Annotated in this window: 21 protein-coding genes, 2 tRNA genes and 1 pseudogene; 11 read left to right on the top strand and 13 right to left on the bottom strand. The window is 66.5% G+C overall.

The window, feature by feature from the left end; translation table 11 throughout:
* Positions 1–323, bottom strand: a 323-nt coding sequence (locus RCI06_RS11675; RefSeq protein ID WP_306576181.1) for a 2Fe-2S iron-sulfur cluster-binding protein, incomplete at its 3' end; no start/stop codon positions are given.
* Positions 324–572: 249 nt separating this feature from the next.
* Between RCI06_RS11675 and dpaL the strand changes: the two genes are divergently transcribed.
* The 4 genes from dpaL to arcC all read left to right on the top strand — a co-directional run bounded on the left by dpaL (position 573) and on the right by arcC (position 5,763).
* Positions 573–1,790: a diaminopropionate ammonia-lyase gene (gene dpaL, locus RCI06_RS11670; RefSeq protein WP_306576180.1), complete on the top strand. Its 1,218-nt coding sequence runs from the start codon at positions 573–575 to the stop codon at positions 1,788–1,790.
* 182 nt (positions 1,791–1,972) lie between these two features.
* Positions 1,973–3,283, top strand: coding sequence for a YgeY family selenium metabolism-linked hydrolase (locus tag RCI06_RS11665; protein ID WP_101551814.1), 1,311 nt, complete (start codon positions 1,973–1,975; stop codon positions 3,281–3,283).
* A 211-nt stretch (positions 3,284–3,494) separates the two neighbouring features.
* Positions 3,495–4,691: a knotted carbamoyltransferase YgeW gene (ygeW, locus tag RCI06_RS11660; protein WP_302550020.1), complete on the top strand. Its 1,197-nt coding sequence runs from the start codon at positions 3,495–3,497 to the stop codon at positions 4,689–4,691.
* A 136-nt stretch (positions 4,692–4,827) separates the two neighbouring features.
* A complete protein-coding gene (gene arcC, locus RCI06_RS11655; RefSeq protein WP_121586377.1) occupies positions 4,828–5,763 on the top strand; it encodes a carbamate kinase in 936 nt (311 codons plus the stop codon).
* A 267-nt stretch (positions 5,764–6,030) separates the two neighbouring features.
* On the opposite strand, the gene RCI06_RS11650 is transcribed toward arcC, so the two are convergent.
* From RCI06_RS11650 to yedE, 3 genes are read right to left on the bottom strand one after another with little or no spacing between them, the layout of a single operon-like run.
* Complete coding sequence (locus RCI06_RS11650) at positions 6,031–6,267, bottom strand: DUF3343 domain-containing protein (RefSeq protein WP_101551808.1); 237 nt, start codon at positions 6,265–6,267, stop codon at positions 6,031–6,033.
* 34 nt (positions 6,268–6,301) lie between these two features.
* The gene (locus RCI06_RS11645; RefSeq protein WP_101551806.1) at positions 6,302–6,511 is read right to left on the bottom strand and encodes a sulfurtransferase TusA family protein; all 210 of its coding nucleotides are present in this window, start codon (positions 6,509–6,511) and stop codon (positions 6,302–6,304) included.
* Between the two features lie 14 nt (positions 6,512–6,525).
* Positions 6,526–7,650 carry a YedE family putative selenium transporter gene (yedE, locus tag RCI06_RS11640; RefSeq protein WP_373690857.1) on the bottom strand — a complete coding sequence of 375 codons (1,125 nt, stop codon included), beginning with the start codon at positions 7,648–7,650 and terminating at the stop codon, positions 6,526–6,528.
* A 187-nt stretch (positions 7,651–7,837) separates the two neighbouring features.
* Between yedE and RCI06_RS11635 the strand changes: the two genes are divergently transcribed.
* From RCI06_RS11635 to RCI06_RS11620, 4 genes are all read left to right on the top strand, one after another.
* Entirely contained in the window at positions 7,838–8,989 is a 1,152-nt protein-coding gene (locus tag RCI06_RS11635) for an aminotransferase class V-fold PLP-dependent enzyme (RefSeq protein ID WP_288235115.1), read from the top strand.
* Positions 8,990–9,000: 11 nt separating this feature from the next.
* A complete protein-coding gene (gene selA / locus RCI06_RS11630) occupies positions 9,001–10,398 on the top strand; it encodes an L-seryl-tRNA(Sec) selenium transferase (protein ID WP_306576179.1) in 1,398 nt (465 codons plus the stop codon).
* The gene (gene selB / locus RCI06_RS11625) at positions 10,386–12,260 is read left to right on the top strand and encodes a selenocysteine-specific translation elongation factor (RefSeq protein WP_306576178.1); all 1,875 of its coding nucleotides are present in this window, start codon (positions 10,386–10,388) and stop codon (positions 12,258–12,260) included. Before selA ends, selB begins: the two co-directional genes overlap by 13 nt.
* A gap of 55 nt (positions 12,261–12,315) precedes the next feature.
* Positions 12,316–12,412: transfer RNA gene (locus tag RCI06_RS11620), tRNA-Sec, on the top strand.
* A gap of 57 nt (positions 12,413–12,469) precedes the next feature.
* Here RCI06_RS11620 and RCI06_RS11615 read toward each other — a convergent pair.
* Positions 12,470–12,628, bottom strand: coding sequence for a hypothetical protein (locus RCI06_RS11615; protein ID WP_306576177.1), 159 nt, complete (start codon positions 12,626–12,628; stop codon positions 12,470–12,472).
* A complete protein-coding gene (locus tag RCI06_RS11610; RefSeq protein WP_101551796.1) occupies positions 12,618–12,803 on the bottom strand; it encodes a hypothetical protein in 186 nt (61 codons plus the stop codon). Before RCI06_RS11610 ends, RCI06_RS11615 begins: the two co-directional genes overlap by 11 nt.
* Positions 12,804–13,069: 266 nt before the next feature.
* Between RCI06_RS11610 and RCI06_RS11605 the strand changes: the two genes are divergently transcribed.
* Positions 13,070–13,447 (top strand): helix-turn-helix domain-containing protein, encoded by a 378-nt coding sequence (locus RCI06_RS11605; RefSeq protein ID WP_101551794.1) that lies wholly within the window; start codon positions 13,070–13,072, stop codon positions 13,445–13,447.
* A gap of 228 nt (positions 13,448–13,675) precedes the next feature.
* Here RCI06_RS11605 and RCI06_RS11600 read toward each other — a convergent pair whose 3' ends face one another.
* Genes RCI06_RS11600 through RCI06_RS11585 form a run of 4 tightly spaced genes read right to left on the bottom strand, consistent with a single transcriptional unit; the run spans position 13,676 to position 17,127 of the window.
* Positions 13,676–14,710 (bottom strand): XdhC/CoxI family protein, encoded by a 1,035-nt coding sequence (locus RCI06_RS11600; protein ID WP_306576176.1) that lies wholly within the window; start codon positions 14,708–14,710, stop codon positions 13,676–13,678.
* The gene (gene yqeB, locus RCI06_RS11595; RefSeq protein WP_306576175.1) at positions 14,707–15,498 is read right to left on the bottom strand and encodes a selenium-dependent molybdenum cofactor biosynthesis protein YqeB; all 792 of its coding nucleotides are present in this window, start codon (positions 15,496–15,498) and stop codon (positions 14,707–14,709) included. The genes RCI06_RS11600 and yqeB overlap by 4 nt, the downstream gene beginning before the upstream one ends.
* Positions 15,492–16,208: a selenium cofactor biosynthesis protein YqeC gene (gene yqeC, locus RCI06_RS11590; RefSeq protein ID WP_277138729.1), complete on the bottom strand. Its 717-nt coding sequence runs from the start codon at positions 16,206–16,208 to the stop codon at positions 15,492–15,494. The genes yqeB and yqeC overlap by 7 nt, the downstream gene beginning before the upstream one ends.
* On the bottom strand, positions 16,195–17,127 hold the full coding sequence (locus tag RCI06_RS11585) for a selenium metabolism-associated LysR family transcriptional regulator (RefSeq protein WP_276874244.1): 933 nt from the start codon (positions 17,125–17,127) through the stop codon (positions 16,195–16,197). The genes yqeC and RCI06_RS11585 overlap by 14 nt, the downstream gene beginning before the upstream one ends.
* Positions 17,128–17,361: 234 nt before the next feature.
* On the opposite strand from RCI06_RS11585, the gene selD reads away from it, so the two are divergent.
* Together selD and RCI06_RS11575 are read left to right on the top strand one after the other, a co-directional pair.
* A complete protein-coding gene (gene selD / locus RCI06_RS11580) occupies positions 17,362–18,372 on the top strand; it encodes a selenide, water dikinase SelD (RefSeq protein ID WP_373690858.1) in 1,011 nt (336 codons plus the stop codon).
* A gap of 393 nt (positions 18,373–18,765) precedes the next feature.
* Positions 18,766–18,852, top strand: a tRNA-Leu gene (locus RCI06_RS11575).
* A gap of 74 nt (positions 18,853–18,926) precedes the next feature.
* Here the strand turns inward: RCI06_RS11575 and brnQ are convergent.
* The 3 genes and pseudogenes from brnQ to RCI06_RS14375 all read right to left on the bottom strand — a co-directional run.
* Positions 18,927–20,252: a branched-chain amino acid transport system II carrier protein gene (gene brnQ, locus RCI06_RS11570; RefSeq protein WP_276874238.1), complete on the bottom strand. Its 1,326-nt coding sequence runs from the start codon at positions 20,250–20,252 to the stop codon at positions 18,927–18,929.
* Positions 20,253–20,374: 122 nt separating this feature from the next.
* A complete protein-coding gene (locus tag RCI06_RS11565; RefSeq protein ID WP_276874235.1) occupies positions 20,375–20,905 on the bottom strand; it encodes a hypothetical protein in 531 nt (176 codons plus the stop codon).
* A 117-nt stretch (positions 20,906–21,022) separates the two neighbouring features.
* Positions 21,023–21,303: pseudogene (locus RCI06_RS14375) on the bottom strand (collagen-like protein); the annotation flags it as partial.

Raw genomic sequence — 21,303 nt, 5'->3', positions numbered from 1 at the left:
AGGCCCTTGGCGCTCATGACCATACCGGGGGTGCAGAAGCCGCACTGGACCGCGCCGCAGCTGGTGAAGGCGTAGGCGTAGACATCCCGCTCGCGGGGGGTGAGCCCCTCGCAGGTGACGATTGATTTGCCAGCGCATTTGGAGGTTTTGAGCACGCAGGCCTTGGTGGCCCTGCCGTCCACGAGGATCATGCAGGTGCCGCAGGCGCCCTCCGAGCAGCCGTTTTTCACCGAGGTGAGCCCGAGCGTCTCGCGCAGGAAGGTGAGGAGCTTTTCGTCCTTTTCGGAGACCACCTGTCTGCCGTTGACCGTCATTGTAACCATCGTACCGTCCTCCATCCGAATTCCGCTGAATGCCGAAAAATAAGTAATACTTTTATAAATCCACCCTAAGTTTATCATGCCGATGGTGGAAAAGCAATAGTCAATTTCGACAAATTCTAAAAAATTTTTAGGTAAAACAAATTTTTTTAAGAAAATCTATTGACTTGCATTTTTCCTGTGCTATGATGGGGTTAAGAACAAAAGTCATACTTGCCCCGGAAGACCGTTTTAACAGGAGGAGAGCAGAGCATGGAACAGATTAAATGGGCGGCGAACCGGATGCCGAAGGGGGACGACCGGGAGCTGTCGGTCATGGCGCTCGAGAATGTGGCGAAGGCGCGCAGATTCCACCAGAGCTTCCCGCAGTATTCGGTGACGCCGCTGGCGCGGCTGGACCGGATGGCGGCGCAGCTCGGGTTGGGCGGGTTCTTCGTCAAGGATGAGTCCTACCGCTTCGGCCTCAACGCCTTCAAGGTGCTGGGCGGGTCGTTCGCGATGGCGCGCTATATCGCCGGAGAGCTCGGCCGGGACGTCTCGGAGATGACCTACGACTACCTCACCTCCCAAAAGCTGCGGGAGGAATTCGGGCAGGCGACCTTCTTCACTGCGACCGACGGCAACCACGGGCGGGGCGTCGCGTGGGCGGCCAACAAGCTCGGGCAGAAGGCTGTGGTCCATATGCCGAAGGGGAGCACCAAAACCCGCTTCGACAACATCGCCAGAGAGGGCGCGCAGGTGACGATCGAAGAGGTCAACTATGACGACTGCGTGCGCATGGCGGCGGCGGAAGCCGCCGCGACCCCGCGCGGGGTGGTCGTGCAGGACACCGCGTGGGAGGGCTACGAGGAGATTCCGGCGTGGATCATGCAGGGCTACGGCACGATGGCGTCGGAGGCGGCCGAGCAGCTCCGCGAGGCGGGCGTCGACCGTCCGACCCACATCTTCATCCAGGCGGGCGTCGGTTCGCTGGCGGGCGCGGTCCAGGGCTACTTTGCAAACCTCTTCCCGGAGAATCCCCCGACAACGGTCGTCATGGAGGCGCAGGCCGCCGACTGCCTCTATAAGGGCGCGGTCGCGGCGGACGGCAAGCCGCGCATCGTGGGCGGCGATTTACAGACGATCATGGCGGGGCTCGCGTGCGGCGAGCCGAACACGATCTCGTGGGAGATCCTGCGCAACCACGCGGGCTTTTTCGTCTCCTGCCCCGACTGGGTCGCGGCCAAGGGGATGCGGATGCTCGGCGCACCCTGCAAGGGCGATCCGCAGGTCGTCTCGGGGGAGAGCGGCGCGGTCGGCATGGGGCTGGCGGCGGCGCTGATGGAGGACAACACCTACCGCGAGCTGCGCGAGGCGATCGGGCTCGGGAAGGACTCGAAGGTGCTGATCTTCTCCACCGAGGGGGACACCGACCCGGAGAACTACCGGAAGGTCATGTGGAACGGCGCGAACCCGTCCTATCAAGGTTAAAGTTTTCGCCCGCCTTTTTTCAAAAGGCGGCGGGGTGCCGGGGCGGAGCCCCGGCGCGCGCCCCGCAGGGCGCAAGAAGCCTCATCCTTCAGGCGTATTTTTTGCAAAGCTTTTTTACAAGAGAAAAAAGCGTCCCGATGTTCTGTACGTGTGATACCGTAATCTATAAGGAGGAAACGACGATGGATTTCAGCAAGATCAAAGAGGCGGCGCAGGGCTACCGTGCGGACATGACCAGGTTCCTGCGGGATCTGGTGGCGATCCCGGGCGAGAGCTGCGGCGAAAAGGGCCACATCCTGCGCATCAAGGAGGAGATGGAGAAGGTCGGGTTCGACGAGGTGGTCATCGACCCGATGGGCAACGTGCTCGGCTATATGGGCGCGGGCGAAACCCTGATCGGGTTCGACGCGCACATCGACACGGTGGGCGTCGGCAACCGCGACAACTGGAACTTCGACCCCTACGAGGGCTATGAGAACGATCTCGAGATCGGCGGCCGCGGCACCTCCGACCAGATGGGCGGCATCGTGTCCGCGGTCTACGGCGCGAAGATTATGAAGGACCTCGGCCTGCTGAACGACAAATACAGGGTCCTCGTCACCGGCACGGTGCAGGAGGAGGACTGCGACGGCCTCTGCTGGGAGTACATCGTCAAAGAGGACCACGTCCGTCCCGCGTTCGTCGTCTCCACCGAGCCGACCGACGGCGGCATCTACCGCGGGCAGCGGGGCCGCATGGAGATCCGCATCGACGTCAAGGGCGTCTCCTGCCACGGCTCGGCGCCCGAGCGCGGCGACAACGCGATCTACAAGATGGCCGACATCCTCCAGGACGTGCGCGCCCTCAACGAGAACGACGCGGCCGCCGGCACGGAGATCAAGGGCCTCGTCAAGATGCTCGACGAGGCGTACAACCCCGAGTGGAAGGAAGCCCGCTTCCTCGGGCGCGGCACCGTGACGGTGTCGGAGATCTTTTTCACCTCGCCGTCGCGCTGCGCGGTGGCGGATTCCTGCGCCGTGTCGCTCGACCGCCGCATGACCGCGGGCGAGACGTGGGAGAGCTGCCTTGAGGAAATCCGGAACCTGCCGGCCGTCAAAAAGTACGGCGGCGACGTGAAGGTCTCGATGTACCAGTACGACCGGCCGAGCTACACCGGCTGCGTCTACCCGATCGAGTGCTACTTCCCGACCTGGGTCATCCCCGAGGACCACAAGGTCACCAGGGCGATGGAAACGGCCTACAAGGGCCTCTACGGCGACAGCCGCGTGGGAGTGCCCGCCAACGAGGAGATGCGCAAGGCCCGCCCGCTGACCGACAAGTGGACCTTCTCGACCAACGGCGTGTCGATCATGGGCCGCAACGGCATCCCCTGCATCGGGTTCGGCCCGGGCGCCGAGGCGCAGGCGCACGCCCCCAACGAGATGACCTGGAAGGACGATCTCGTCCGCTGCGCGGCGGTTTATGCGGCGCTGCCCACCTGCTACTGTGAATAAATCACAATGAATTTTGGGTTTTGCACCTGCCGCTTCGGAGTGAAAATGCACAAATTTGCGGCGGAATCAAACAAATACAGCCGGAGAACTTGCAATCAATCGCCAATTCATGTATGCTGTAAGGGAAGATATTCGTTAAAATTGCATATAGGATTGGCCGATTTCTGAAAACCATTCAAAATCAGTAAACATTTGTGAAGGAGTTACAGCTATGGATCAGAAATTACAGGCCTATATCGATAAACTCAACAAACTCAACTTCAAAGAGATGTACATGAACGACTTCTTCCTTACCTGGGAGAAGACGGACGACGAGCTCGAGGCGGTCTTCACCATCGCCGACGCGCTGCGCTACATGCGCGAGCAGAACATCTCCACGAAGATTTTCGAGAGCGGGCTGGGCATCTCCCTCTTCCGCGACAACTCCACCCGCACCCGCTTCTCCTTCGCCTCCGCCTGCAACCTGCTGGGCCTGGAGGTGCAGGATCTGGACGAGGGCAAGAGCCAGATCGCCCACGGCGAGACCGTCCGCGAGACCGCCAACATGGTGTCCTTCATGGCCGACGTCATCGGCATCCGCGACGACATGTACATCGGCAAGGGCAACGCCTACATGCACGAGGTCTCCAAATCGGTCCGCGAGGGCTATCAGGACGGCGTGCTCGAGCAGATCCCGACCCTGGTCAACCTCCAGTGCGACATCGACCACCCGACCCAGTGCATGGCGGATATGCTCCACATCATCCACCACTTCGGCGGCGTGGAGAACCTCAAGGGCAAAAAGGTCGCGATGACCTGGGCCTACAGCCCCTCCTACGGCAAGCCCCTCTCGGTGCCGCAGGGCGTCATCGGCCTGATGACCCGCTTCGGCATGGACGTCGTGCTGGCACATCCCGAGGGCTACGAGGTCATGCCCGAGGTCGAGGAGGTCGCCAAGAAGAACGCCGCCGCGTCGGGCGGCACCTACCGCAAGACCAACTCGATGGCCGACGCCTTCCAGGACGCGGACATCGTCTACCCGAAGAGCTGGGCTCCCTTCGCCGCCATGGAAAAGCGCACCAACCTCTACGGCGAGGGCGACTCGGAAGGCATCAAGAAGCTCGAAAAGGAGCTGCTCGCGCAGAACGCCAACCACAAGGACTGGTGCTGCACCGAGGAGCTCATGAAGACCACGAAGGACGGCAAGGCGCTCTACCTGCACTGCCTGCCCGCCGACATCAACGGCGTCTCCTGCGAGGACGGCGAGGTCGAGGCCTCGGTGTTCGACCGCTACCGCACCCCGCTCTATAAGGAGGCCTCCTTCAAGCCCTACGTCATCGCGGCGATGATCTTCCTCTCGAAGGTCAAGGACCCGCAGGCGGTCCTCAAGGCGCTCGAGGAGCGCGGCACCCCCCGCTGGACCAAGTAAACGGCGCGCAGCCCCGCCCGCAGCGGTACGGATTCCGCCTTTGCGGCGTCCCGGGGAGCGCGCTTCCCGGAACCGACGTCACAATCTGCCGGCGCCGCCGGTTTGAGCCGATATTATGAAAAGGTGGTAATTTGGTATGGGAAAGAGAATCGTCATCGCTCTGGGCGGTAACGCGCTCGGCAACAACCTGCCCGAACAGATGATCGCGGTCAAACAGACCTCCAAGGCGATCGTCGATTTGATCGAAGAGGGACACGAGGTCGTCATCTCCCACGGCAACGGCCCGCAGGTCGGGATGATCCAGAAGGCGATGGCCTCCCTCAACGCGGTCGATCCCAAGCAGTACCCGATCCCGCTGTCGGTGTGCGGCGCGATGAGCCAGGGCTACATCGGCTACGACCTGCAAAACGCCCTGCGGGAGGAGCTGCTCGACCGCGGCATCCACAAGCCCGTTTCGACGCTCATCACCCAGGTCGTCGTCGATCCGGAGGACCCCGCCTTCAAGAAGCCGACCAAGCCGATCGGCAGCTTTATGACCGAAGAGGCCGCCAAAAAGCTGGCCGCGGAAAAGGGCTACACCGTCATGGAGGACGCGGGGCGCGGCTGGCGCCGCGTCGTGGCCTCCCCCCGCCCGCAGCACATCGTCGAGATCGAGACGATCCGCACCCTCGTCGACGCGGGGCAGGTGGTCGTCGCGGCGGGCGGCGGCGGCATCCCCGTCATGGAGACGGAGGGCAACCACCTCAAGGGCGTGCCCGCCGTCATCGACAAGGACTTCTGCAGCGCGCGCCTGGCCGAGTCGGTCGACGCGGATTGCCTGATCATCCTCACGGCGGTCGAAAAGGTCGCCATCAACTTCGGAAAGCCCAACCAGGAGTGGCTTGACGAGCTCACCCCCGAACGCGCCCGGCAGCTCATCTCCGAGGGCCACTTCGCTCCCGGCTCGATGCTCCCGAAGGTGCAGGCCGCCCTCCAGTTCGCCGAGTCCAAGCCGGAGCGCTACGCGCTGATCACTCTGCTGGAAAAGGCCAAGGACGGCATCGCCGGAAAGACCGGCACCATCATTCGCTGACTTCGCTCCATCTGTTGATACCCTCCTTCTTGCCGCCCGCGGGATTCTTGCCCCCGCGGGCGGCCCGCGTTTTCGAGAGAGATGTGGAAAAGAACCGCCGCCCGAAAGGGCGGCGTTTTCTTTTGCCGCTTTCTTTCAAGAAAGCGGCAAAGAACATTTGATTCAGGTGGGGCCCTTCCCGAAGCGGCGGGGTTCCGGAGAGGACAAAAGGGCCGCCCCGCGGGGCGGCCCTTTTGTGTGGTAGGATATGCGGATTGGAGTGACGGGTTATCGGTTGTCGATGGCCGGAAGGTAGCGGCCGGAGTCCGTCCGCACGAGCTGCTCAAGCCCCGCGCGGTCCAACTCCCGCGGATCGCCTTCATAGGCGAAGCGGGCGCAGGTCCCGCAGGAGGAGCTCAGGCTCCGAGGCACGGGGGAAAGCTGCACCGCGATCCCCTGCCCGCGCAGGTCGCCCGCGAACCGGACCGCGTCATAGTGGGTGAAAAAGGTTGCGATATACTGCAAAGGCGGTTCCCTCCCGGCGGTCAATGTGGGGCTGCTATTTCACGAGGGTCAGGCGGTAGTCCTCTCCATCCGCCGAGACGGAGACGCGGTAGCCCGCGCGTTCGGCGTAACGGGTGACGTTCTCCCGCGCGGTGGGATTGTCCACCAGCACCTCGCAGGAGGAGGGGGCCTTGTCAAGCGCGTTTTTTGTCAGGACGACCGGCTGCGGGCAGGAGAGCCCGCGCGCGTCGATGGTCTGTGCCATGATGATTCCTCCTTCTATGCCCGCTGGGGCTCTTTTACGCCTGCTGCGGCCGTGGCTTTCGTATTGAGGAAGGCGACGACGAACAGGACGATGAGTGCGATGACGGTAAAGAGTTTCCCCGCGGCGGTGGGGCCGCCGGTGATGGCGCCGTCCTCGGCCACGGCGGTGGCGGCGGAGGCGAGGCCGAAATTGTGCGCGAACGCCGCGCCGACGAAATAGCCGGCGACGGTGACGGCGGAATCGGAGTTGCCCTCGCCCGCGAGGATGAGCTGACGGAGCGGGCAGCCGCCCAGCATGACCGAGCCGAGCCCGACCGCGGCCATCGAGAGGAAGTTCCAGACGCCGTCGATGTGGGCGACCGGCTGGCCCATGAAGCCGAGGCTGAAGTAGCCGCCGAACACGGCGTTGAGAACCAGGTTCCCGGCGAGCGCGGCGACAAGAATGGCCACAAAGCCGGAGAGCAGCGTCCAGTCCTGAAAGAGCAGGACGTCGCGGATGCCGCCGACCATGCACAGCCGGGTGCGCTGCGCGAGCGCGCCGACGACCAGCCCGGCGATGAGGGAGATCCAGATGGGGGCGTGCATCGAGCCGGGGCCCTTTTCGCTGAAGAGGATGAACGCGGGCGCGGCGCAGAGCAGGCCGAAGAGGGCGACCTGGACGACCGACAGCCAGACGCCGTCGACGGCGGGCAGGGTGTAGGTGCGTTTCAGGCTGTAGCCGCGTTTGAGGAACTGCACGCCGCAGAGGATGCCGATCGCGAAGCCGACGAGCCCGACGATGGCGTTGAGGTCGCCGCCGGCGATCCGCAGGACCATGCGCAGCGGGCAGCCGAGGAAGACAAGCGCGGTGATCATGACGAACGCGCCGAGCACGAAGCGGGTCATCGGGGAGGAGCCGCCGCGGGGGAGGAACTCCTTCTTCACGGCCGAGACGATGAGCGCGCCGAGCACGAGGCCTATGATTTCAGGGCGGATGTACTGGACGACCGCCGCTTGGTGCATCCCGACCGCACCGGCGGTGTCGCGGATGAAGCAGGCGATGCAGAAGCCCATGTTTTTGGGGTTCCCGAACCAGACGAGCGCGGCGGCGATGACGCCGATGGCCACGCCGGCGAGGATGATTTTACGTTTTTCCTTCAATGCCAACACCTCAAAGCAGATTTGATTCGCATGCGTTTCTTTTGTTATTATAGTACAAATATTTGGCATATGGAAATTGAGATTTTGAATAAACCGACGGTATTTATAGATATCATCTATATATATGGCGCGGGAGGAAAAAGTGGCGTACAATAGAAGCCAGAATCTGCAAAGGAGGCCCCAGGAGATGCAAAAAGTATATTTCGACCACGCGGCGACCTCCTTTCCCAAGCCGCCCGAGGTCGTGTCCGCGATGGTGGCGTATATGGAACGGGTCGGCAGCAATGTGGGCCGCGGCGGCTACGCCTCCGCCTACGAAGCCGCCGGGACGGTGCTTGCCGCGCGTGAGCGGCTTTGCGCCCTGCTGGGCGGCCCCGACCCGCGCAACGTCATCTTCACCCTCAACGTCACCGAGGCGCTCAACATGATCCTCAAGGGCTTCCTGTGCCCCGGAGACCACGTCCTCGTGAGCGCGGTGGAGCACAACGCGGTCATGCGCCCGCTCGTGCAGCTTTCACAGACGGGTGTGGCGTTCGACCGCATCCCCTGCGACGGGGAGGGGGTCCTCTGTCTGGACGCGCTCGACGGGCTCGTCCGTCCCAGCACCCGCGCCGTCGTCCTGACCCACGCGTCCAACGTCGCGGGCACCATCCAGCCGGTCGCGCAGGTCGGCGCGTTCTGCCGCGCGCATGGTCTGCGCTTTATCGTCGACTGCGCGCAGACCGCCGGGATGGAACCCGTCGACATGGGCTCGATGGGCATCGACGCGCTCGCGTTCACCGGGCACAAGGGGCTGCTCGGACCGCAGGGGACGGGAGGGTTCCTTGTCACCGACGCCTTTGAGAAGGAGCTGGACCCGCTCATTTCTGGCGGGACGGGCAGCTTTTCCCACCTCGAGACGGTGCCCGCGCTGCTGCCAGACCGGTTCGAGGCGGGAACCTTGAACCTGCCGGGCATCTACGGCCTGCACGCGGCGCTCGGTTTCCTGGAGGAGACGGGGATCGATGTCATCCGCGCGTGGGAACGGGCGCTGACCGCGCGGTTCCTCGCGGCGGTGGCGGAGGACGGACGCATCCGCGTCGCCGGTCCCCGGACGGCGGAGGGGCGCACGGCGGTTGTCTCGCTCGATTTCCCCGGGCGGGACAACGCGGAGATCGCCTTCCGCCTCGACAGCGAATACGGCGTCATGACCCGCTGCGGCCTGCACTGCGCCCCCAACGCGCACCGGACGCTCGGGACCTACCCGCAGGGGACGGTGCGGTTCTCCTTCGGGTATGGGAACACGGAGGAAGAGATCGATTACGCGTCCGACGCGATCGGGCGCATCCTGAATGGATAGGAGGGCGCGGTATGGAGGACAGGACGGCGCTGCTGCGGGCGATCCCGCAGGTGGACGAGCTGCTCCGGGAGCCCGAGCTCGCCCGGGCGGCGCAGCAGCAGGGGCGGGCGGCGGCGCTCGGCGCGGTGCGCGCCGAGCTCGACGCGGTGCGCGCGTCGGTCCTGCGGGGCGAATGCCCCGCGGTGCCGCCGCCGTCCCTGCTGTGCGCAGCCGTTCTCGAACGGCTGCGCAGCGCGGGTTTCCCGCGCTTGCGCCGCCTCGTCAACGCGACGGGCGTGGCGCTGCACACCAATCTGGGGCGCGCGCCCCTCTCGGACGCGGCCCGCGAGGCGGTGCGCGACGCGACGGGCTGTTGCGACCTGGAATATGACCTCGAAACGGGGGAGCGGGGCAGCCGCGGCGCGCATGTGGAGCCTCTGCTGAAGGACTTCTGCGGGTGCGGGGACGCGCTCGTCGTCAACAACAACGCGGCGGCGGTGCTGCTCGCGCTGGCCGCGCTGGCGCGCGGGCGGGAGGTCGCCGTATCGCGTGGGGAGCTCGTGGAGATCGGGGACGGCTTTCGCATCCACGACATTTTGGAGCAGAGCGGCGCCCGGCTCAGGGAGGTCGGCTCCACCAACCGCACCGGTCCCGGGGACTATGAGGCGGCCTGCGCCGAAGGGGATGTGGCCGCGCTTTTGAAGGTGCATACGAGCAACTTCCGCGTCGTCGGGTTCACCGCGTCGGCGTCGGTCGGGGAGCTCGCGTCTCTCGCGAAGAGGCGGGAGATCCCGCTCGTCGTGGATTTGGGGAGCGGCGCGCTGCTGGAGGCGGGGGAGTACCCCTTTCCCGGCGAGCCGACCGTCCCGCAGACACTGCGGGAGGGCGCGGATGTCGTCTGCTTCTCAGGGGACAAGCTGCTCGGCGGCCCGCAGGCGGGCATCCTCGTCGGGAGGGCCACGCTGATCGAACGGATGCGCCGCCACCCGCTGGCGCGCGCCCTGCGCATCGACAAGCTCTCCCTCGCGGCGCTGGCCGCGACGCTGGAGAGTTACGCGGACCCGGCCCGCGCGAAGCGGGAGATCCCGGCGCTCCGGATGCTCTGCGCCCCGCCCGAAACCCTGCGGGCGCGCGCCGAGGAACTCTGCGGAATGATCGCGCGGCTGGGCGCGGACTGCGCCTGCGAGGTCGTCCCCACAGAACGCCCGGTGGGGGGCGGCTGCGCGCCGGGACAGCTCCTCAAGGGATCCGCGGTCGCGGTGACGGCGCGCGCTTTCGGCGCGGACGCGCTTGCCGCGCGGCTGCGCGCCGCGCCGGCCCCCGTTGTCGCGCGCATATCGGAGGGCAGGCTGCTGCTCGACGTTTCGACGATGCTGCCGGAGGAGCTTGCACCGGCGGCGGAGGCGGTGAAGGCCGGGTGCGGACCGTGAAGCGGATCGTGATCGGCACGGCGGGCCACGTCGACCACGGCAAGACGGCGCTCGTGCGCGCGCTCACCGGCATCAACGCCGACCGGCTCGCGGAGGAGAAGCGCCGGGGCCTGACGGTCGACCTCGGCTTTGCGTGGATGGAACTGCCGGGGGAGGTCCACGCCGACATCGTCGACGTGCCCGGCCACGAGCATTTTGTCAAGAACATGCTTGCGGGCGCGGGCGGGATCGACCTCGCGCTGCTGGTGGTTGCCGCGGACGAGGGGGTCATGCCCCAGACGCGGGAGCACCTTGTCATTTTGTCGCTGCTCGGCGTGCCGCGCGGCGTGGTCGTGCTGTCCAGATGCGACCTCGCGGACGGGGAGACCCGCGCGCTCGCGCGGGAGGAGATCGCCGAGGCTGTGCGGGGCAGCTTTCTGGAGGGCGCGCCGGTCGTGGAGACCTCCGCCCAAACGGGGGAGGGCCTCGACGCGCTGCGCGCCCTGCTCGCGGAGGAAGCCGCGGAGCTCCCGCCCGGGAATATCGACCGTCCCTTTTTCCTGCCGGTGGACCGGGCGTTTACCGTCCGCGGCTTCGGCGCCGTCGTGACCGGGACCGCGCTTGACGGGCAGGTGCGCCCCGGCGACCTGCTGACCGTCAGCCCCGGCGGAGCCCGCGTGCGGGTGCGCGGCCTGCAAAGCTGCGGCCGCGAGGCCGCGGCCGCCTTTGCGGGCCAGCGCGTCGCCGTCAACCTGGCCGGGGCGGAACCCGGCTCGCTCGCGCGCGGCGACGCGCTGGCGGCCGCACCGTCCGCGCGCGCAAACGCGCTGCTCGACGTGCGGCTGGCCGCGCACCCCGCCTCCGCCCGCGCGATCACCCACAACCAGCGGCTGCACCTCGCGCTCGGCACCGCCTGCGTCCTCTGCCGCGCGCGTCTGCTCGACCGGGAGGCCCTGGCGCCGGGCGAGAGCGGCTATGCCCAGCTGCTGCTCGAGCAGCCGGTCGCGGTCCGCCCGGGAGACCGGTTCGTCGTGCGGTTCTATTCTCCCGTCGAGACGGTGGGGGGCGGCGTGGTGCTCGACATCCCCGCCCGCCGCCACAGACGGCTTGACAGCGCCGTGCTCGCGCGGTTACAATGTTACGACGGGGCGGACGCGCGCGGCCGCCTGCGTTTCGACCTCGCCGAAGAGCCGATGACGCGGGAACAGGCGCGGGAGCGGCTCTTTTTTCTCTCGGACGCGGAATTTTCCACCGCGTGGGAGGGCCTGCTCGCGGACGGGGAAATCCGGTGCGCGGGCTTGCTCGCCCTGACGCCCGGGACACTCGCCCGCCTGCGGGAGGAGCTGCTCGGCGTCCTCGCGGATTATCACGGGGCGCATCCCCTCGACCGGGGGATGCCGCTTAACCTGCTGCGGGAACGGTTTCCCGGCGGACTGCCCGAGTGGTTCGCGGAGGAGGGCGCCGTCTCCCGCGCGGGGGACGCGCTCTCGCTGCCCGGCTTTGCGCCGGAGGGGACGGAACTCTATCGCCGTACCGCCGCGGAGCTGCTCGCTCTCTATGCGCGCGAGCCCTGCGCGCCGCCCGACCGGGCGGCGGCGCTCGCGGAATTTCCGCCGTCCGTGCCCGCTGGGCGGGTGTTTGATCTGCTGCTCGAGGCGGGCGAACTGGTCGAGGCCGCGCCGGGACTCTGCTTCACCCGCGCGGCGTGGGAGAGCGCCCGGGAAACGGCCCGCAATGTCGCCGGGGAGCGGGGAAGCGTCACGCTCTCCGGGTTGCGCGACGCGCTTGGAACCTCCCGGCGGTACGCGCAGGCGCTGCTCGAGCGGATGGACGCCGACGGCTTCACCCGCAGGGAGGGGGACGCGCATCTCCTGCGGGATTGACGGGCCGGTTACCTGCGCGGACAAAAAAACGCGCGGCGTTTTGCCGCGCGGATATGGGGGCGGATGGGCGCCGGTGTGCCTCCCGGTCTTCAAAACCGGTGTGGGCGGCGCAGAGCCGTCCGGGTGAGTTCGATTCTCACACGCCCCCGCCAAAATGAAAATCCCCGTGCGGACGCCTCGTCCGCACGGGGATTTGTTTGATGAAGCCTCTATTTGTTCCGGCCCGCGAAGGTGACGACAAGCGCGGCGATGGCGAAGGCCATCGCGCCGACCGTCAGGACCGAGCCGGGGACGCCGGCAACGAAGAAGCTGGCGGTGAGCAGCAGGATCGCGACGACCCAGAAGGCCTGGATGACTTTACGGTTCATGATGCATATCCTCGTCGATCAGTTTTTTGAGATACTCCGCCATGCTCATGCCGCGGCCCGCGGCATGAGCTTTGATTTTGTCCTTATAACCCTTGGGCGCCCAGAAGCGGATCTGTTCCAGATTCTCCCGCTGGTATTTCATCGTGGCGTTTTTGCTCGCTTCGTTGTAAGCCATGAGACCGACCCCTTCAATATTATAGCAATTATAGAACATTATTACAATGTTTACTGATCGTAACAGGGAATCGGCATTTTAGACGAAAATATTTTTGAAATTTGCACAGATCCGTTTATTGAAATATAGTGCACTATACATTAAAATATAAAAGGCGTCACGAAACGGTAAAAAACGATTGGAAAATCAGGATAATCCGGCTAGGACTATGAGGTCATTGGAAAATATTTCATACCTGCTTATGATAAAGGTATGGAGGGAGTGCTTTGAGAACGATTGAAATCGTAGCAAAGAACCTCAAATTCTACAGACAGCAGCGCGGCCTGACGCAGGAGGAACTGGCGTCGAAGGCTTATACCAGCGCGTCCTACATCAGCAGGATCGAACGGATGGTCGCCAACCCGTCGATCGAATCGCTCGACAGCATTGCCATGGCGCTGGGGCTTTCTCCGGCGGAGCTCTTCCGGATAGACGAGGTGGACATCCTCCCCGAGCAGTACGATGAATTCCGCCACCTGCGGGGGATCAGCAGCACCATGGAGCCGTGGCGGAAGTCCCTTTTTCTGCGTGTGGTATCTTCGACGCTCAATGCGCTGAGGGACTGGAAGCCGGTTGAGGAACCGGAAAAGACCGAACAGGAATAAGAAAAACAGCCGCCCGGAGGCGGCTGTTTTTTGATTGTTTTTCCGTTCAAGCGGTGACGTCCACGGTGCCCTTCGGCAGGGGATCGCAGCAGACGGGGTGGCTGGACGCGTCCTCCCCCCAGCCCGTCCGGCGGGCAGCTGGAGCACACCTCGGGCCAGGCCTCGCGGCATTTCGCCCCGAGCGCGGCCCTGCTGCGGCTGTTATTGTGTCCCGGCGATGGAAAGCGGTCAGAGGATGGGGTCGAGCAGCACCTCGACGGTGCCGCCGCACACCATGCCCGCCTGGCGCGCGTCGTTGTTGGTCATGTCGCAGAGGACGACGCGCGGCGCGCCCGACGCGAGGACCTCGGGCGCGGAGGCGACCACCCGCGCCTCGGCGGCGCCGCCGCCGATCGTGCCGTAGAGCGCGCCCTTTCCGTCGGCCAGCAGCTTGGAGCCGGTGCCGCGCGGCGCGGAGCCGCGCTTCTCGATGATGGTGGCGAGCATCATCGGTTCCCCCCGCGCGAGGCGTTCGAGTCCCTCGCGGCTGACGCTGCCCGCCGACAGCCCGCTGCTCACCTGGATGATCTCGGCCGCGATGCACACGGCGATCTCGGCGGGGGTTTCGGCCCCGATGCGCAGACCGATCGGGGAATGGACCCGCGCGAGCTGTTCCCTGGTATACCCCTCCCGCTCCATCTGCTCCATGACCACGGCGACCTTTTTACGGCTGCCGATCATGCCGCAGTAGGCGAAGCGGCGGGGGAGGATGCGTTCGAGGCAGAGGCGGTCGTCCGCGTGCCCCCGGGTGATGATGACGAAGTAGCTGCCGTCGGTGTAGGGGACCGACTCCATCGCCTGCGCGAAGGGCATGCAGAGCACCTGGCCGGCGCGCGGGAACCGCTCGCGGTTGGCGAACTCCTCCCGGTCGTCGATCACCGTCACGTCAAAGTCGAGCAGGGAACCAATCTCCGCCAGCGGCTTCGCGATGTGCCCGCCGCCGCAGATGATGAGCTGACGCCGCGCGCTCAACCGCTCGGCGAGCAGGTGCACGCCGAGGACCTCGGCGGAGAGCGGCCGGTCTCCGCCCGGCAGGGCGGCCGTCAGCTCCTCCCACAGCCCGCGCAGCCCCTCGTCATAGGGGACGAGGCCGTCCGCCGTCACGAGCGCCTTCTGGGCGGTGAGCGCGCGTCCCTCCCGTTCCCCCGCGAGGATGGTCAGCAGGTCGGCGCTGCCGCCCGCGTCGAGGATGTCGGCGAGCGTGCGGAAAAATAACCGGTTCACAGGACCCCTCCCCTCAGGTGCAGGACCGCCTCCAGCGCGCCGCCCGCGATGGCGCGCGCCTTGTCGGAAATGGTATGGCAGTATTCCACGATGCCGCGCGGGTCGATGTCGCCCGACTTCATCCCGCGCGTCACCGGGGTCCCCTCGGGCAGCATGCCGCGCACGACCCCGTCGATCAGGGCGCGCACCGGTTCCCCCTCCACGCGCGCGACGACGTCGCCCGCACGCACGAGCTGCCCGATCCTTGCCGCGGGGGCGAAGGGGCCGTCGGCGGGCGCGCGGATGATCCGCTCGGAGGTGTAGCCGCCGATGTCGCCGGGCACGCCGGTGTTGGCGATCGCGCTTCCCGCGTAGATCACGCGGCCGAGATAGTGCCCCCGCTTGGTCTCGACGACCGCGTGGCAGTCCGCGCCGGCGGTGAAGCCGGGGCCGAGCGCGATCACAACGGGCGCGTCGGTGATTCTGGTGCCGAGGTTGCGCTTGGCGAGCACCGCGTCGATGACGACGGGGGGGCGCAGCGTTTCGATCGCGGACGCCTCGGGGTCGACGAGCACCGCGATTTCGCCCTCCCCGGTGATCCGCAGCGCGTCGGCGGGGTCGCGCGCGAGCCGCGCCGTCACCCCTTCAATCTCGGCCGCGCCCTCATAGACCGCGCGGGAAAACGCGACGGTGCAGCGCACGGCGGTGGGACGGGCGATGTCGGTCATGACGACCTGGAAGCCGCAGTTGTGCAGCCGCCAGGCCACGCCGGTGGCGAGGTCGCCCGCGCCCTTGATGAAGATCAGCATGTGATTTCCGCCTCCTGTCTGAGCGAAAGAATGAGTACTTTTTCAATGCCGCCCGCACGGAGCAGGGCGGCGGCTTGCTCCCCCTGTTCCCGCAGGGCGGGGGTGTCCGCCTGGTTGAGCAGCACGGTGGGGGAAAACCTCCCGTAGCCCGCGAGCAGCAGCCGGGCGATGATCCCGGGGGTCACGGAGGCCCCCTCCGGGATGCCGAGCGCCTCCCGCGCGAGCGGGGCGCGGTGGCAGACTTCGTCGACCGGCCTGCCGAGCGCCGACAGCCCCGCCACGGCGATCACCCGGCCGGTCCCCTCCGGGATGACCGGCTCGGTGGAGTTCGGAAACTTCACCGGCAGCCGCCGGGAGCCGTCCGCCTCGAGGAAGAGCGCGTCGGTGTGCGCCGCGAGCCACGCGAGCGTCTCGGGCGCGGGCGCGGCGAGTTTCCCGGGGGCGCCCCGCGCCGGCGTGCCGGCAACGGCGATCCGCCCGCCCGCGAGCGCCCGTTCCAGCGCGCCGGGATCGCCGTCGCAGACGACCGCGACGCGGCCGTCTGCCGCGGGGCGCAGGATGTGGGTGGTCGTCCCCGCGCCCACGCGCAGCCCCCGCCGCGCATATTCCCCGGCGAGCGCGTACATGAGGGTGGTCTTGCCCCCCGCGCCCACGATGGACACGATCCGTTCCCGCCCGGGGCAGAGCCCCAGCCGTTCAGAGAGCTCCATGCGTTTTCCCTCCTTCGGCGTCCCGGAACTGCCCGAGCAGAAATTCCGCCAGCGCGCGCGCGGCGGGGGAGAGGCGGCCGTCCCTGCGCTGAACGAGGTAGAGCCGCCGCCCGAGCGCGCCCCCCTCGAGCGGGAAGGCGAGCAGCAGCCCGAACCGCTCAAAATCGGCGGCGGCGCGCCGGGAGAGAATGGAGATCCCCAGACCCTGGGACACGGCGCGCTTTATCGCCTCGGGGTCGTCCATCTCGGCGGCGACCTTCAGCCGTTCGGGCGAGACCCCGATCTCCTCGAGGAACCGCTCGAACTCGCGGCGGGTTCCTGACCCGGCCTCCCGCTGGATGAACTTCTCCCGCAGCAGCAGCGAGCGGGGAAAGCCCTCCCGCGGCAGCGCCTGGTAGCGTTCAGTGTTGGGGGTGACGACGACGAGCTCGTCGCCGCACAGGTCGTGGAAGACGCAGCGCGGGGAGGGGATCGCGGTGCCGGTCATGCCGAGGTCGGCGGTCCCCTCCGCGACCTGCCGGACGACGGCGGCGCTGTCACAGCGGAGACTGCGCACCGCCGCGTCGGGATGGGTGCGGCCGAAAGCGGCGGCCGCTCCGGGCAGGACGTACTGGGCCGGGATGCTCGACGCGGCGACGGTGACGATCCCGCCGACGGGCGGGGCGGAGGAGGTGACGGCGGCGATCGCGTCGTCCCGCAGGCGGAGCAGCTTCTGCGCGTAGGCGTAGAGCCGCTTGCCCTCCTCGGAGGGGTAGACCTCCTTGGTGGTGCGCACGACGAGCTGCACCCCGAGCTCCCGCTCAAGGGAGCGGATGTGTGCGCTGATCGTCGGCTGGGTGAGGAAGAGCCGCTCCCCCGCGCGGGAGAAGCTGCCGAGGCTCACCACGGCGGAAAACGCCTCGAGCTGTTTAAAATCCAACCGCCCGCCTCCCTTCGGAAGAGTCCGACTTTTCATCCATTATACCAAAATCCGCCCCAAAAGTCATCCTTTGAGGCTTGTTTTTTTAGGCAAAGTGGGCTATGCTATAGATAATCCCGATAGATCCATGATAGCACAACCCGGCAGGATTTACCATCCCCGGGCGCGGGATATGGGAAATCGCACGGAAGGGAGGCTCGCATCGTGGCGGAACAGGAAAAACGGCTCACCCAAATGACCTCCACGGCCGGTTGAGCGGCCAAAGTCGGACCGGGGGTCCTCGCACAGGTTCTGTGCGGCTTACCAAAGTTCCACGATGAAAACCTGCTGGTCGGCTTCGACACCAGCGACGACGCCTGTGTCTACCGCATCAGCGACGAGCTCGCGCTTGTGCAGACGGTCGATTTCTTCCCGCCGGTGGTGGACGATCCCTACGCCTTCGGGCAGATCGCGGCGGCCAACGCCCTCTCGGACATCTATGCGATGGGCGCCGTCCCGAAGCTCGCGATGAACCTGCTCTGCTACCCCTCCTGCCTGCCGCAGGAGACGGTGCGGGCGATTCTGGCGGGCGGCGCGGACAAGGTGCGCGAGGCGGGCGCGGCGCTCGCGGGCGGGCACACGATCCAGGATAACGAGCCCAAATACGGCCTCTGCGTCAGCGGCTTCGTCGATCCGCGCAGGATCCTCGCGAATGCCGGCGCGCGGCCGGGCGACCTACTGATCCTCACCAAGCCCCTTGGGGTGGGCGTGCTCAACACCGCCGCGAAGGCGGAGCTCATCACGCCCGAGGCGTTCGCCCCGGTGATCGCGTCGATGTCCGCGCTCAACCGCGCGGCGGCGGAGATCGCGGCGGACTTCCCAGTCAGCGCCTGCACCGACGTGACCGGCTTCGGCCTGCTCGGGCACGCGTTCGAGATGGCGGAGGGCTCGGGCGTCACAGTCCGGCTCTTTTCCGGGGAGCTCCCCCTGCTGGAGGGCGCGGCGGATTTGGCCGAAATGGGCATCCTGCCCGCCGGGGCCTACGCCAACCGCGACTATGTCGGGGAGCGCGCCGCCTACGGCGCGGGGGTGCCGCGCGTGCTGCGCGACCTGCTTGCCGATCCGCAGACGTCGGGCGGCCTGCTGCTCGCGGTGCCGAAAGCGCAAGCGGACGAACTGCTGCGCCGCTTGAAGGACGTTTTGCCAAGCGCGGCCGTGATTGGCGAGGCGGTCGAACGCCGGGCGGCCGCGATCGTTGTGGAATAGAAGCGGAGGACGGCTGATCAATCAGCCGTCCTCCGGCTTTTCCCCGCTCGGGGAGGGGCGCGCCGCCCGGGCGCGGTGAGAAAACGGATAAAAAAGGGGACGGTTCCAAGAACCGTCCCTTTTGTTATTCCGGCGAGAACTCAAAACCGTTTCCCCAAAGCCCGAGTCCGCGGATAACCTTGATCATTACGGCGCTACCGGCAACTTGCACAGTGTGTTCCGCATACTTTTTAGCTATTATAACATGTGCTTTTCACAAAGGCAAGAGAAAATCCGCGGCAAGAAAACAAAATATGAAAGATGTACATACGTAACATACAGCTGTTACGTGCGAAAAAACGCCAATGCGCTCTTGCCTTTTCTGCGCGGATTTGCTATACTATCCTCGTATCCGCCGGTATGATGGAATTGGCAGACGTGACGGACTCAAAATCCGTTGGTAGCGATACCGTGCCGGTTCGACCCCGGCTACCGGCACCAAAAAGGCCCCCGGGCGACTGTATTCAGTCGCCCGGGGGCCTTTTCCGTTTCACGCAGGCCGCACGGGGACCGCGTCATGCGGCCCCTTTTCCGCCCTTTTTCCCAGGTGCGAGCGAGAGCAGCGCCCCGAGCAGGATGCCCGCGGCGGCGGGCGGCACCCAGCCGAGCCCAAGCCCCGCGAGGGGAATGCTCTTCATCGCGGGGGTGAGGACGGGGATGGAGAGATGGGCGTCCGCGAGCGCGTAGAGCACGCTGGCGGTCGCGGTGAAGAGGATGGAGACGGGATAGATCTTCCCGAGCGGAGCGATCCAGCGGTGGAAAAAGGAGAGCAGGATGAGCACGATCGCCACCGGATAGATCGCGCCGAGCACGGGAACCGAGACGGCGAGGATCTGGTTGAGGCCGAGGTTGGCGATCGCCATGCTCATGAGCGCAAAGAAGAGTGCCCACCAGCGATAGGAGACGCGCGGGAACAACTCGTGGAAGTACTCGCTGCAGCAGCTGATGAGGCCGATGCAGGTGTTGAGGCAGGCGATGACGAAGACGGCGGCGAGCAACACGCTCCCAAAGGGTCCGAAGAGGGCGGAGACGAGCCGGGTGAGGGCCTCCGCGCCGTTTTGGCTGCCGGGGAACGCGCTCCCCGAAAGGGCGCCGATATGGGCGAGCATGGCGTAGACGGCCAGCAGGACAGCGCCGGCGAGCCAGCCGGCACGGACGGTGCCGCGCACGACGGCGCCGTCGTCCTTAACGCCGCCCGCGCGGATGTTGAGGGCGATGACGATGCCGAAGTTGAGCGCGGCGATCGTGTCCATCGTCTGGTAACCGACGAGAAACCCCTGCACCGCGGGGTTGGACGCGTACGCGTCCGTCACCGCGCCGTACCCGCCCGGGGGCCGCAGGGCGCAGCCCAGAAAGATGACGAGGATGAGCAGCAGCAGGGTGGGACAGAGGACCTTGCCCAACCGGTCGGTGAGCTTTTCCGGCTTGAGGGCGAGCAGGAGCGCCACACCGAAGAAGAGGGCGGAGTAGCCGAGCTGAAGGAGTCCGAACGGTGCGTCCGGCGGGAGGAAGGGGGAGACGGCCATTTCAAAGGAGGTGCTGGCGGTGCGGGGAATGGCGAGGCAGGGCCCGATGGAAAGATAGATGAGCATCGTATAGACGGCTGCAAAGCGCGGATGTACCCGTCCGGCCAGCCGGGAGAGCCCGCCCGACCGCGCCACGGCGACCACCCCGAGGATGGGGAAGCCGATGGCGCTGAGCGCGAACCCGGCCATGGCGGGCCAGGTGCTTGTCCCGGCCTGCGCGCCGAGAAAGGGCGGGAAGATCAGATTCCCCGCCCCGAAGAACATTGAAAAGAGGGTGAACCCCACCAAAAGCAATCGTTTTCCCTGCAGCTGCATGACATCCTCCCCGTTCCTTGAAAATCACCGTTTCCATTTTATCATGCATAGCGGGCGCTGGCAATGTGAAAACACTCCATACCGGTCCGCTCCCGCGGCCCCGGTTGCGACGGTTGCGGCGGTCAGGCGTCGGGGTAGGGGCCGATGCGCGTGATCGTCAGGTAGGCGTTGCGGTAATCGGGCGTAGCGGGGAGGGATACGGGGGTGTTGTTGTCGGTGGCTGCGACGTGCAGGCCCACCCATGTCTGCGCGCCCAGCCGGCTGATGATCGAGCCGCTCACCATCGTGTTCGCCGTGAGCGGGACCCGCCCGGCCACGTCGTACCCGCCGGGCGTAAAGGAGACGGTGCAGTACCCCGGCGTACCCGTCGTCGCGCGCACGCCGTATTCGATCAGGTAGAGCCCCGCGATCCCGACGATGAGGTTCTGGCGGTTGTTGGAAAGGGAAAAATTGTGCAGGCTGCCCGTCTGGTCGAAGGTGACCAGACCGTAGTTGGGCCCGTTGAAGGTCTGTGCGCCGTGACTCGAAAGGGAAGCCGCCGCGCCGATGACCGGCCCGGTCGGTCCCGTCGCACCTGTCGGCCCTGTCGCGCCTGTGGGACCTGCTTCTCCCGTAGGTCCCGTGGCTCCGGTGGGTCCGGCCGGGCCTGTCACAGAAGCGCCTGCCGCGCCCGTGGGCCCCGTGGGGCCGGTGCCGCCTGTGGCGCCCGTCGCGCCGGTGGCTCCTGTGACGCCGGCAGGCCCGGTTGGACCGGTTGGACCTGTCACAGAAACGCCTGCCGCGCCCGTGGGCCCCGTGGGGCCGGGACCGCCCGCAGGCCCTGCCGCGCCCGTGTTTCCGGTGGGTCCCTGCGGACCTGTCGGTCCGGTTGTACCCGCAGGTCCCGTGACGCCCTGCGCGCCGATGGGCCCCTGCGCGCCGACGGGGCCCTGCGGACCAGCTGGTCCGGTGGCGCCGGCGGGTCCCGCCGGCCCGGTCGCCCCGGTGTTCCCCTGTGGGCCGGCCACTCCCGTGTTCCCGGTGGGACCGGTGGGCCCTGTCAAGCCGGGAA

The sequence above is a fragment of the Anaerotruncus massiliensis (ex Togo et al. 2026) genome (assembly GCF_030825285.1).
In the GTDB taxonomy this organism is placed as follows: domain Bacteria; phylum Bacillota; class Clostridia; order Oscillospirales; family Ruminococcaceae; genus Anaerotruncus; species Anaerotruncus massiliensis.
The sequence above is the reverse complement of the archived record's forward strand: the minus strand, read 5'-3'. Positions and strand labels throughout refer to the sequence as shown.

What these genes read in the sequence shown, in the direction of transcription:
- dpaL (WP_306576180.1), top strand. Translation starts at nt 573, where the DNA reads ATGGAACAGATTAAATGGGCGGCGAACCGGATGCCGAAGGGGGACGAC.
- RCI06_RS11665 (WP_101551814.1), top strand. Translation starts at nt 1,973, where the DNA reads ATGGATTTCAGCAAGATCAAAGAGGCGGCGCAGGGCTACCGTGCGGAC.
- ygeW (WP_302550020.1), top strand. Translation starts at nt 3,495, where the DNA reads ATGGATCAGAAATTACAGGCCTATATCGATAAACTCAACAAACTCAAC.
- arcC (WP_121586377.1), top strand. Translation starts at nt 4,828, where the DNA reads ATGGGAAAGAGAATCGTCATCGCTCTGGGCGGTAACGCGCTCGGCAAC.
- RCI06_RS11645 (WP_101551806.1), bottom strand. Translation starts at nt 6,511, where the DNA reads ATGGCACAGACCATCGACGCGCGCGGGCTCTCCTGCCCGCAGCCGGTC.
- RCI06_RS11635 (WP_288235115.1), top strand. Translation starts at nt 7,838, where the DNA reads ATGCAAAAAGTATATTTCGACCACGCGGCGACCTCCTTTCCCAAGCCG.
- selA (WP_306576179.1), top strand. Translation starts at nt 9,001, where the DNA reads ATGGAGGACAGGACGGCGCTGCTGCGGGCGATCCCGCAGGTGGACGAG.
- RCI06_RS11615 (WP_306576177.1), bottom strand. Translation starts at nt 12,628, where the DNA reads ATGAACCGTAAAGTCATCCAGGCCTTCTGGGTCGTCGCGATCCTGCTG.
- RCI06_RS11610 (WP_101551796.1), bottom strand. Translation starts at nt 12,803, where the DNA reads ATGGCTTACAACGAAGCGAGCAAAAACGCCACGATGAAATACCAGCGG.
- yqeB (WP_306576175.1), bottom strand. Translation starts at nt 15,498, where the DNA reads ATGCTGATCTTCATCAAGGGCGCGGGCGACCTCGCCACCGGCGTGGCC.
- yqeC (WP_277138729.1), bottom strand. Translation starts at nt 16,208, where the DNA reads ATGGAGCTCTCTGAACGGCTGGGGCTCTGCCCCGGGCGGGAACGGATC.
- brnQ (WP_276874238.1), bottom strand. Translation starts at nt 20,252, where the DNA reads ATGCAGCTGCAGGGAAAACGATTGCTTTTGGTGGGGTTCACCCTCTTT.